The organism is Modicisalibacter sp. MOD 31.J (assembly GCF_020147985.1).
Taxonomy (GTDB): Bacteria; Pseudomonadota; Gammaproteobacteria; order Pseudomonadales; family Halomonadaceae; genus Modicisalibacter; species Modicisalibacter coralii.
The window spans coordinates 361,354-372,838 of record NZ_JAGXFF010000006.1 but is presented as its reverse complement, the minus strand read 5'-3'; the positions used below and the strand labels follow the sequence as shown (position 1 = coordinate 372,838).

Here is an 11,485-nt window from a genome sequence, read left to right as displayed (position 1 = left end):
CGGCGTCGACCCCGAGGCCTTCTGGGCCGGCGTCGATGCCCTGGTCCATGACCTCGCGCCGACCAACCGCGACCTGCTCGCCGAGCGCGAGCGCCTGCAGGGCGAACTCGACGCCTGGCATAAGGCCCATCCCGGCGCGGTGCGCGACCCGGCCGCCTACCAGGCGTTCCTGCGCGAGCAGGGCTACCTGGCCGCCGACCCGGGCGAGGTGCGCGTCACCACCACCGACGTCGACGCCGAGATCGCCGTGCAGGCCGGTCCGCAGCTGGTGGTGCCGGTCAACAACGCCCGCTACGCGCTCAACGCCGCCAACGCCCGCTGGGGCAGCCTCTACGACGCCCTCTACGGCACTGACGTGATCCCCGAGACCGACGGCGCCGAGAAGGGCACCGCCTACAACCCCAAGCGCGGCGAGAAGGTCATCGCCTACGCCCGCGAGGTGCTCGACGAGGCCGCCCCGCTCGCCGAGGGCTATCATCGCGAGGCCACCGGCTATGCGATCCGCGACGGCAAGCTGGTCATCAGCCGCGGCACCGGCCGCGAGACCGGCCTGGCGCGCCCCGACCAGTTGGTCGGCTACCGCGGCGACGCCGCCGCCCCCGAGGCGGTGCTGCTCGCCCATCACGGCCTGCACCTGGAGATCCAGATCGACGCCGGCCACCCCATCGGCCAGACCGACCCGGCCCACGTCAAGGACCTGCTCGTCGAGGCCGCGGTGACCACCATCATGGACTGCGAGGATTCGGTGGCCGCCGTCGACGCCGAGGACAAGGTCGGCGTCTACCGCAACTGGCTGGGGCTGATGAAAGGCGATCTCGCCGAGTCCTTCGCCAAGGGCGACAAGACCGTCACCCGCCGGCTCAACCCGGATCGCGACTACACCGCCCCCGACGGCGGCAGCCTGCGCCTGCCCGGGCGCTCGCTGCTGTTCGTGCGCAACGTCGGCCACCTGATGACCACCCCCGCGGTGCTCGACGGCGACGGCAACGAGATCCCCGAAGGCCTGCTCGACGGCGTGCTCACCGGCCTGATCGCCATCCACGACCTCAAGAAGGGCGACGATCAGCCGCGCAACAGCCGCACCGGCTCGGTGTACATCGTCAAGCCCAAGATGCACGGGCCGGCGGAAGTCGCCTTCGCCAACACCCTGTTCACGCGCATCGAGGACGTGCTGGGCCTGGCGCGCGACACCCTCAAGATGGGCATCATGGACGAGGAGCGGCGCACCAGCGTCAACCTCAAGGCCTGCATTCATGAGGCCGCCTCGCGGGTGGTGTTCATCAACACCGGCTTCCTCGACCGCACCGGCGACGAGATGCACACCGCCATGGAAGCCGGCCCGATGCGCCGCAAGGGCGACATGAAGAGCGCCCCCTGGATCCAGGCCTACGAGGCCAACAACGTCCAGGTCGGGCTGCAGTGCGGCCTGCGCGGCCGCGCCCAGATCGGCAAGGGCATGTGGGCGATGCCCGACCTGATGGCCGCCATGCTCGAGCAGAAGATCGGCCACCCCAGGGCCGGCGCCAACACCGCCTGGGTGCCCTCGCCCACCGCCGCGGTGCTCCACGCCCTGCACTACCACCAGGTCGACGTCGCCGCCGTGCAGCAGACGCTGGAATCGCGCCCGGCCACCGACTACCTCGACGACCTGCTCAGCGTGTCGGTGGTCGAGCGCCCGGACTGGTCGGCCGAGGAGATCCAGCAGGAGCTCGACAACAACTGCCAGGGCATCCTCGGCTACGTGGTGCGCTGGGTCGAGCACGGCGTGGGCTGTTCCAAGGTCCCCGACATCCACGACGTGGGGCTGATGGAAGACCGCGCCACGCTGCGCATCTCCAGCCAGCACATCGCCAACTGGCTGTATCACGGCGTGATCAGCGAGGCCCAGGTCAAGGAGACGCTCGCGCGCATGGCGAAAGTCGTCGACGACCAGAACGCGCACGATCCGGACTACACGCCGATGACGTCGCACCTGGCCGACTCCAGCGCCTTCCAGGCCGCCTCGGACCTGATCTTCAAGGGCCGCGAACAGCCGGCGGGCTACACCGAGCCGTTGCTGCATCACTGGCGGGCGGTGCACAAGGCGAAGGCACACTGACCCCACCTGCCGGCACTGCCGGCCAACGATAGGCACCGGCGACAAGGCACAGCGGGGGGCTTTTGCCAGGGATGGCAAAAGTAGCGCCCATGGAAGGATTCACAGCGCCCCCGCGACGCCTTGACACCGGTGACGCTATACCACCGCCCCCTGCCGTGAACCGCCGGGGGCGGTGTCGTTGTCAGACCCGACTCCGACGCCTGGCGCTGGTCTGAAGCGGTGTTGTCTCGCTAGACTCAAGACAACCCAGACACACGAATCGGGAGGTCGTCATGGCCGGTGGATGGTCAAGAGATGGCGCGGTACAGGATCAGATCGACAGCACCATCGAAGATGCCGTCGAGCGTTCGCGCAGCCAGTTGCCGCGCGGCGAGAGCCTGACCCACTGCGAGGAGTGCGATGCACCGATCCCCCAGGCGCGCCGCGAGGCGGTCCCCGGCGTGCGCCTGTGCGTCGCCTGCCAGAGCGAGGCCGACAAGCGCCAGTCGGCATTCAGCGGCTACAATCGCCGCGGCAGCAAGGACAGCCAGTTGCGCTGAGTCGCCATGCCGTCTCGCGCATCGGTTGAACGCTCGCCGCTTCAGTTGTTCCGCCGGGTGTCAGCGCCTACGCTTAGCTGACGAACCATTACCGTGTCGCGGGATCGACGCGACGCCGCACCATGGAGGAAGGCATGACCCAGCAAGCCGTCACGACCCAGTGGATCGATATCGCCAGCCACGACGGGCAGTCGTTCAAGGGTTACCTGGCCCTGCCGCCGGCCGGCAAGGGGCCGGGCATCGTGCTGATCCAGGAGATCTTCGGCGTCAACCCTCACATCCGCAGCGTCGCCGAGCAGTATGCGCTGGATGGCTACGTGGTGCTCGCCCCGGACGTGTTCTGGCGCCAGGAACCCGGCGTGGAACTCGCCTATGACGGCGACAACATGGACAAGGCCTTCAAGCTGGTCGGCGAGATCGACTTCACGGTGGCGGTCAAGGACCTGGCCAGCACCGTCCAGGCGCTGCGGCAGCGCCCCGAGTGCGAGGGCGACGTGGCATCGCTGGGCTACTGCATGGGCGGTATCCTGGCCTATCTGGCGGGGATCGAATCCGGCGTCGACCGGGCCGTGTGCTTCTACCCCGGCGGCATCCACAAGCATCTCGACAAGGCCGCCGAGCTGACGGTGCCGACACAGTTCCATTTCGCCGGCAACGACGGCCACATCACCGACGAACACATCGAACAGACCCGCCAGGCCTTCGCCGACCGCGGCGACGTCGAGATCCACGTCTACGACGGCGCCGACCACGGCTTCAACTGCTGGGCCCGCAGCGCCTATCACCGCCACGCCGCGGCGCTCTCCCACGGCCACGCTCTGAGCTTTCTCGAACGCACCTGACGCGCGAACACACCTGCCGCCACTGCCCGCCCCGAAAGCTCCTGGGCGGGCTTCATGACCCTGCTTGCCCACGCGGAGCCCCGTACGATGGCCTATCGCCTTTACATCGCCAACAAGAACTACTCCTCCTGGTCGATGCGCCCCTGGGTATTGATGAAGGCGCTCGATATCCCCTTCGAGGAGGTGCTGACCCCGTTCGAGGGTGCCGGCAAACAGCAGGCCTTCGAGGCCTTCTCGCCCACCGCCAAGGTGCCGTGCCTGCACCACGACGACCGGGTGATCTGGGAGTCACTGGCGATCCTCGACGACCTCGCCGAGGAGCACCCCGCCGCCTGGCCGAGCGAACGCGACGCCCGGGCCTGGGCACGCAGTGCCAGTGCCGAGATGCATGCGGGTTTCCCCGCCCTGCGCGACGAGTGCTCGATGAACTGCGCGCTGACCATCGAACTGGGCACGCCGAGTCCAGCCCTGGCAAAGGACATTGCGCGGCTCGACGCCCTGTGGACGGAAGGACTCGAGCGCTTCGGCGGCCCCTGGCTGGCGGGCGAGACCTTCACCATTGCCGATGCCATGTTCGCGCCGGTCGCCGTCCGCGTGCGCGGCTACGGCATCACGCTCGGCGACATGGCCGCCGCCTATGCCCGACGCCTGCTCGAGCACCCGGCCGTCGCCACCTGGATCAGCCAGGGCATCGCCGAACCCTGGGTCGACGAACCCCACGAAGCCGACTGCATCCGCGGCCGGCGGGTGATCGAGGATCGCCGCCAGCCGACATAGCACCTCGCCGCTGGGCCGTCTCTCGCGCCGAGACGGCTATTCGTGATTGCGCCTGCGCTCCCGCACCAGGCGCTGATTACCGCCGGTTCTGCATTCCCTTCATCTGCCACTCATTTCCTCATCTCTTCACGGTCGGCCTCTTCAACACGTTCTATAGCCTGCGTGTCGTGCCCTGGCGACGCCAGATATCGACTCTATTGCCTGAACCGATCTGTCCGAACCTGACCGGTGCGGCTTTCACCCTCGTCTGTCTTGCGCGACGGCTTTTCACCCTTACCGGCTTGCGCCATACCAATTGTATGCTGTATACAATTATTTAACGCACACCGTATAACAAGCTCAACAACGCTCGAGGTGCCCCATGAGGTCACAATCTGCCCGCCGCCCGGGTCCGGTCGCGCTCTGTCTGATTCTCGCCAGCTTCGCCGCCATCATGTCGACGGTGCTGCTACTCAAGATCCCCGTTGCATTGGCGCTTTTCGCTGCCTGGTTTGCGATGTTCGCCATCGGCAAGGGCCTCGGCCACGCCTACGATTCGCTCCAGCAGGGCGCATTCGACGGCATTCGCAGCGGTCTCGAGGGGGTGATGATCATCATTACCGTCGGCGCGCTGATCGGTGCCTGGATCGCCGCTGGAATCGTTCCCAGCGTGATCTATTACGGTGTTGCCCTGATCGATCCGGCCTGGTTCCTGCCTGCCGCTTTCCTGATCTGCGCCGCGACCGGGCTGGTGACCGGCACCTCGTTCGGCGCCGTGGGCACCATCGGCATCGCCATGATGGGCATCGGACACGGCTTCGAACTGCCGTTGCCTATCGTCGCCGGCGCGGTGATCTCCGGCGCCTATGTGGGCGACAAGCTATCGCCCCTTTCCGATACCACGGTACTCACCGCCTCGCTGTGCGAAGTGCCGCTGATCGAGCACGTGCGCTCGATGCTCTACACCGGCGTACCCTGCGTCACGCTGACCACGCTCGGCTTCGCTCTGGCCGGGAATCACCTTTCCCGTAGCGGCTATGACATGCAGCAGGCGGACGCGGTCATGGCTCAGCTAGACGCGCACTTCATGCTCTCTCCCTGGTTGTTACTGCCGATCCTCGCCACGCTCGTGCTGCTGGCACTGCGCAAGCCCGCGCTGCCGGTGATCGCGATCGGCGCCGTGCTCGGCGTGCTCGGCGCCTGGCTGGCCCAGGGCGCGACACCACTACAGGCGGTGACCACGCTTTATGCCGGCAATCAGGGCGACTACGGCACAGGCTATCTCGCCAGCATCCTCAATCGCGGCGGCATCGTCTCGATGCTACCGGTGATAGCCATCGTCATCTTCGCGCTGGGGCTGGGAGGGTTGATGGAGCGTATCGGCGTTCTCGACACCATCGCCACCGCGCTCACAGGCATGGTCCATCGCAGCACCGGCCGGCTGACCCTGGCCACCATGACGTGTGGCTTTTTCGGCACGATCTTCGGCGGCGCCGCCTACGTGGCGATCTTCACTGCGGCCTCGATGACACGAAACATCTATGACCGGCTCGGGCTGCAGAGGGTGGTGCTGTCACGCAACGTCGAGGCTGGCGGTACGCTCTCGACGCCGATGATCCCCTGGACCAGCGGCGCGGTGTTCATGGCCACGACCACTGGGGTTGCCACCACCGATTACCTGCCATTCCTCTGGTATCACTGGCTAGTGATGGTGTTCTCGCTGCTCTATGGCTTCACCGGCTTCGCCATGTGGCAGCAGCCACAATCCGCTACCGAACTCGAACCCGCCGCTTGATCGCATAGCATGGAAGGAAACCGCATGACTCACACCACCGGCAGCTCACAGTCCTACCTGGCCGATACTCGCAACGAAGACGTGATCGTCTATGTCGACGGCGAATTCAAACCCAAACACCAGGCGACGGTATCGATCTTCGACAGTGGCTTCGTTCTCGGCGACGGTGTATGGGAAGGCATACGGCTGGTCGATGGTCGGCTGATCGTGCTCGACGAGCATCTGGAGAGGCTCTATCAAGGCGCCGCCTCGATCTCGCTGGATATCGGAGTCACCCGCGACGAGCTGGTCAGTCTGATTCGGGAAACACTGGACAGAAACGCCATGCACGATGGCGTGCATATCCGGCTGATGGTGAGCCGCGGGCTCAAGAGTACTCCCAACCAGGACCCGCGCTTCCTGCGCGGCAAGGCCACCATCGTCATCGTCGCCGAGCACAAGGTGGTCGACAAAGCGGCCAAGTCGCAAGGCCTGGCGTTGTTCACCTCGACATTCCGCTGCAGCAGCCCTGACGTCTTCGATCTAAGGCTCAACTCCCACAGCCGACTCAACCTCATCCAGGCGCTGATCCAGGCAATCAATGCTGGCGCCAATGAGGCGCTGATGCTCGATCCTCATGGCTTCGTCGCCAGCTGTAACTCGACGAACTTCTTCATCGTTCGCAATGGCGAGCTGTGGACCTCGACCGGTCGCTACAACTTCAATGGCATCACCCACAAGACGGTAATGCGTCTGGCGCGAGAGGCGGATATTGTGGTACGCGAGCTGGACTTCACCCTGGCCCAGACCTATACCGCCGACGAGGCCTTCGTCACCGGAACGCTGGGCGGCCTGACCCCGGTCTATCGCATCGACGGACATGCTATCGTGAACCGGCGCGACACTAGCCTGATGCAGCGTCTTACGGCACTCTACGAAGACTACCTCAAGGGCTGACGTCGCCCATCAAGTCACTTTTGGACACGCATGTTATCGACCGATATCGCGCAGATTCCGGCTCGCCAGACGCTCTGGGAACAGACCGCCCAGCGCCTGCAAACACTGATCGCCAATGGCACCATCGCCCCCGGCACACGGCTGACCGAAAATGCACTCGCCCGGCAACTCGGCGTCAGCCGCGCGCCGCTGCGCGAAGCCATTCGCCATCTGATGAATATCGGCCTGCTGATCAGCGAACCCTACAAGGGCGTGCGCGTGCTCGAACTGACGCCCGAGGGGCTGCATCAGCTCTATGAGTACCGCACCGGCCTGGAACAGATGGCGTTCACGAGCCTCTGGCCCAAGCGCAACGCGGCCAGTTTCGACGACCTGGAGCAGCGCCATGCGCACCTGCTCGAGGCGATAGATGCCGGCGACGGTGCACAGGCGATCGATCGCGAGCTCGCGCTGCATCAATGGTGCTACGAGCTCAGCGGCAACCCTCTGCTGCTCGATGCCTGGTCGCGCATCAAACCGCACCTGCAGTGCTACTTCGTGCTGCACCAGCGCGCGCACAACCGCCCCGGACCGGCCCGTCAATCGCACGACAGCTACCTGGAACACGCCAAGGGTGACTCGCTGGAGGCAATGCTCAGCTATATCGCCCGTCATATGCAGCAGGGCCTGGCACAGGTGATTCAGACCCTGGAATGATAGCCCCAGCGCCGTAGCCGGGTAATCGAGGATCGCCGCGCTCGCACCCCGTGAGCGCCGTCCGCATGCGCGGCACAACATGTTACGCTGGCGCGATAGTCCGCCATCTCAGGATTCCCGACACCCATGTCGCTCGACGATCTGCACCTCAATCTGCGCAACCTGGCTTCCGACGACTATCCGCAGCTCAAGACGCTGATGGATGCCGTCTACCACGACATCGGCGGGGCCTGGCCCAAGCACACCATCGACAAGCTGATCCAGGAGTTTCCCGACGGCCAGATCCTCATCGAGGACGGCGACCGCATCGTCGGCGTGGCGCTGACCGCGCTGGTCGACTACGACGAGTTCTCCAACCCGCACCAGTACGACGACCTGATCGGCCAACGCGAGATCATTCTCAACGATCCCGACGGCGACGCCCTCTACGGGCTCGACGTGCTGATTGATCCCGCCTACCGCGGCTATCGGCTGGGCCGGCGCCTCTACGAGGCACGCAAGGAACTGTGCCGCTCGAAGAATCTGCAGGCGATCCTCGCCGGCGGGCGCATACCCAACTATCACCAGTACGCCGAGGAGATGTCGCCCACCGAGTATCTGGAACGGGTGGCGCGCAAGGAGATCCACGATCCGATCCTGTCGTTCCAGTTGGCCAACGACTTCCAGGTCAAGCGCCTGCTGCGCAAGTACCTGCCCGAGGACGAGAAGTCGCAGGGCTACGCGACGCTGCTGGAGTGGAACAACATCCTCTTCGAGCCCGCCGAGCGGGTCCTCGAGACGCGCAAGACCCAGGTCCGCGTGGGCGCCGTGCAGTGGCAGATGCGCGAATTCGCCTCGGTGGAGGCGGTGCTCCAGCAGGTCGAATACTTCGTCGACGCCGTCGCCGACTACCAGAGCGACTTCGTGGTGCTGCCGGAGCTGTTCAACACGCCGCTGATGGGGCTCACCGACCAGTCCGACCAGCTGGCCGCGATCCACTTCCTGGCCGGCTTCACCGAGCGCTTCAAGACCGAGATCTCGCGCATGGCGGTGTCCTACAACATCAACATCGTCGCCGGCTCGATGGTCGAGGAGGGTGAGGACGGCAAGCTCTACAACGTCTCCTACCTGTGCCGGCGGGACGGCGAGATCGACCGCCAGGCCAAGCTGCACATCACCCCGCAGGAGCGCCGCGACTGGGTGGTGGAAGGCGGCGACGAGCTGCGCGTGTTCGACACCGACGCCGGGCGCGTGGGCATTTTGATCTGCTACGACGTGGAGTTCCCGGAACTGCCGCGCCTGCTCGCCGACCAGGACATGGACATCCTCTTCGTGCCGTTCTGGACCGACACCAAGAACAGCTACCTGCGGGTGCGTCACTGCGCCCAGGCCCGCGCCATCGAGAACGAGTGCTACGTGGTGGTATGCGGCAGCGTCGGCAACGTGCCGTCGATCGAGAACCTCGACATCCAGTACGCCCAATCGTCGGTGTTCTCGCCGTCGGACTTCGCCTTTCCCCACGACGCGGTGCTCTCCGAGACCACCCCCAACACCGAGATGGTGATGTTCTCGGATCTCGACCTCACCCGACTCAAGGTGGTGCGCAGCGAAGGCACGGTGACCAACCTCAAGGACCGCCGTCAGGACCTGTTCGACCTGCGCCTGCGCGACTGGAGCTGGAAGTCCGGCAGTCGTCAGGAGGACACCCCCTGAGACCTCGCCGATGAAGTGGTGGAAGGCCATCAAGGCCTGGCACCGGCGGCACGAGGCCAGTCGGCACCCGTTGCCGCGCGAGGCCTGGCAGCAAGCCTGCCGGCGCCTGCCGCTGCTTGCCGCCCTTTCTACCGAGGACGCCGAGCGGCTGGGCGAGCGCGCCTGGGCCTTCGTGCGTCGCAAGCGCCTCACCCTGCCGGACGACGAGGCCTTCGACCTGCCGGCGCGGCTGGGGCTGGCCGCCCAGGCCTGCCTGCTGACCCTCGGCTGGTCGGATACGGAGGCCAATGAGGCGTTCGACAACGTCCACGAGGTGCTGGTGGTGCCCGACGCCTTCCGCCATCACGTGAGCGAGATGGACGAGGCCGGCGTGGTTCACGAATACGAGGACGAACGGGTCGGCGAGACCTGGTTCCAGGGGCCGGTGGTGATCTCGCTCGTCGATCTCGCCGAGAGCGGCGACTGGAGCGGCTTCAACGTGGTGATCCACGAGTTCGCCCACAAGCTCGACATGAGCAACTCGCTGGACGCCGACGGCTTTCCGCCGCTGCCGCGCGACATCGACCCGCGCGAATGGCACCGGATCTTCACCGCGGTGTGGGACGACCTGCAGGCTCACCTGGCCCACGGCAGGCCCACGCCGATCGACGACTACGCCGCGTCCCACCCCGGCGAGTGCTTCGCGGTGTGCTGCGAACTCTTCTTCAGCGCTCCCGACCAGCTCCACGGCGTCTACCCCGAACTCTACGCCCTGCTCGGCCGCTACTTCGCCCAGGACCCGCTGCGCCGCCTCCCGGCATGAAAAAGACCCCGCCCGCCCGGACGAGGTCTGTTCGAGGTGCTGTCGACCTGCCGCGAGGTCAGGGCGTCATCACCACCTTGATGCAGCCATCCTGCTTGGCATTGAAGTTGGCGTAGGCATCGGCCGCGTCGCCCAGCGCGTAACGGTGGGTGATGATGAAGGACGGGTCGATCAAGCCCTGCTCCACGGTCTTCAGCAGCGGCTTGAGATACTGCTGCATGTGGGTCTGGCCGCTCTTGACCGACAGCGACTTGTTCATCAGTGCGTTGAGCGCGAAGCCGTCGACCTTGTCGGTATAGACCCCGGGCAGCGACAGGCGGCCGCCCTTGCGCACCGAGAGCACCATCTCGTTGATGGCATTCGGGTGGTTTTCCTCGCCGGAATCCGCCGCGCGCCGTTCGGCCTCGGGGTCACCCTGGCCATGCGCCTCGGCGCCCACGCAGTCGATGGCACAGTCGGGGCCGCGCCCGCCGGTCATCTCCAGCAGCCGGGTATAGACGTCATCCTTCTCGAAATCGATGACTTCGGCACCGGCCTGGGCGCTGGCCAGTTCGAGACGCTCGGGGACTCGGTCGATGGCGATCACCCGACCGGCGCCGCGCATCCAGGCGCTGCGGATGGCGAACTGCCCGACCGGGCCGCAGCCCCAGATGGCCACCGTGTCGCCAGGCTCCATGTCGCAGTTGTCGACGGCCTGATAGCCGGTCGGATAGATGTCCGAGAGAAACAGCAACTGGTCGTCGCGCAGGTCGGACTCGACCTTGATCGGCCCCACGTCGGCGTAGGGTACGCGCACATATTCGGCCTGACCGCCGGGGATCCCGCCGAGCAGGTGCGAATAGCCGAACAGTGCCGCCGGCGAGTGGCCCATGGCGCCCGCCGCCTGGTCGGCGTTGGGATTGGACTCGTCGCACAGAGAGTACAGGTGCTTGTTGCAGAAGAAACAATCGCCGCAGGAAATGGTGAAGGGCACCACCACGCGATCGCCCTTTTTCAGGTTGTTCACCGCCGAACCGGTCTCGACGACCTCGCCCATGAACTCGTGCCCGAGCACGTCGCCGGCCTGCATGCCGGCCATCAAGCCGTTGTAGAGGTGAAGATCCGAGCCGCAGATCGCCGTGGCCGTGACCTTGAGGATGGCGTCGCGCGGCTCCTGGATCCTGGGATCGGCAACGTTGTCGACACGCACGTCGTGCGTGCCGTGCCAGGTGAGTGCTTTCATGACCGTCTCCTTAGTCGCGAGGGTGACACCCTGTCACCCGATCCTTGCGTGCCCCGGCATCCCAGAGCACCTTGCACATAGCGACCGCCCACGAAATCCTCATGGTT

The 11,485-nt window shown here is 65.8% G+C and carries 10 protein-coding genes; 9 read left to right on the top strand and 1 reads right to left on the bottom strand.

Features of this window, described 5'->3' with window-relative positions:
- From KGR00_RS21520 to KGR00_RS21480, 9 genes are all read left to right on the top strand, one after another.
- Positions 1-2,098, top strand: a 2,098-nt coding sequence (locus KGR00_RS21520) for a malate synthase G (protein WP_224424523.1), incomplete at its 5' end; no start/stop codon positions are given.
- 272 nt (positions 2,099-2,370) lie between these two features.
- Positions 2,371-2,637, top strand: coding sequence for a DksA/TraR family C4-type zinc finger protein (locus tag KGR00_RS21515; RefSeq protein WP_129141418.1), 267 nt, complete (start codon positions 2,371-2,373; stop codon positions 2,635-2,637).
- A gap of 134 nt (positions 2,638-2,771) precedes the next feature.
- On the top strand, positions 2,772-3,479 hold the full coding sequence (locus KGR00_RS21510; protein ID WP_224419272.1) for a dienelactone hydrolase family protein: 708 nt from the start codon (positions 2,772-2,774) through the stop codon (positions 3,477-3,479).
- Positions 3,480-3,566: 87 nt separating this feature from the next.
- Positions 3,567-4,256 carry a glutathione S-transferase family protein gene (locus KGR00_RS21505; RefSeq protein WP_224419271.1) on the top strand — a complete coding sequence of 230 codons (690 nt, stop codon included), beginning with the start codon at positions 3,567-3,569 and terminating at the stop codon, positions 4,254-4,256.
- A 361-nt stretch (positions 4,257-4,617) separates the two neighbouring features.
- Positions 4,618-6,030, top strand: a complete 1,413-nt coding sequence (gene nhaC, locus KGR00_RS21500; protein ID WP_224419270.1) for a Na+/H+ antiporter NhaC — start codon at positions 4,618-4,620, stop codon at positions 6,028-6,030.
- Between the two features lie 24 nt (positions 6,031-6,054).
- Entirely contained in the window at positions 6,055-6,966 is a 912-nt protein-coding gene (locus tag KGR00_RS21495; RefSeq protein WP_224419269.1) for an aminotransferase class IV, read from the top strand.
- A 30-nt stretch (positions 6,967-6,996) separates the two neighbouring features.
- Positions 6,997-7,662: a GntR family transcriptional regulator gene (locus KGR00_RS21490; protein WP_224419268.1), complete on the top strand. Its 666-nt coding sequence runs from the start codon at positions 6,997-6,999 to the stop codon at positions 7,660-7,662.
- A 126-nt stretch (positions 7,663-7,788) separates the two neighbouring features.
- Positions 7,789-9,354 carry a bifunctional GNAT family N-acetyltransferase/carbon-nitrogen hydrolase family protein gene (locus KGR00_RS21485; protein ID WP_224419267.1) on the top strand — a complete coding sequence of 522 codons (1,566 nt, stop codon included), beginning with the start codon at positions 7,789-7,791 and terminating at the stop codon, positions 9,352-9,354.
- Between the two features lie 10 nt (positions 9,355-9,364).
- Positions 9,365-10,156 carry a M90 family metallopeptidase gene (locus KGR00_RS21480; RefSeq protein ID WP_224419266.1) on the top strand — a complete coding sequence of 264 codons (792 nt, stop codon included), beginning with the start codon at positions 9,365-9,367 and terminating at the stop codon, positions 10,154-10,156.
- A gap of 58 nt (positions 10,157-10,214) precedes the next feature.
- Here the strand turns inward: KGR00_RS21480 and KGR00_RS21475 are convergent, their stop codons facing one another.
- Positions 10,215-11,378: a zinc-dependent alcohol dehydrogenase gene (locus KGR00_RS21475; protein WP_129141413.1), complete on the bottom strand. Its 1,164-nt coding sequence runs from the start codon at positions 11,376-11,378 to the stop codon at positions 10,215-10,217.
- Positions 11,379-11,485 lie beyond the last annotated feature (107 nt).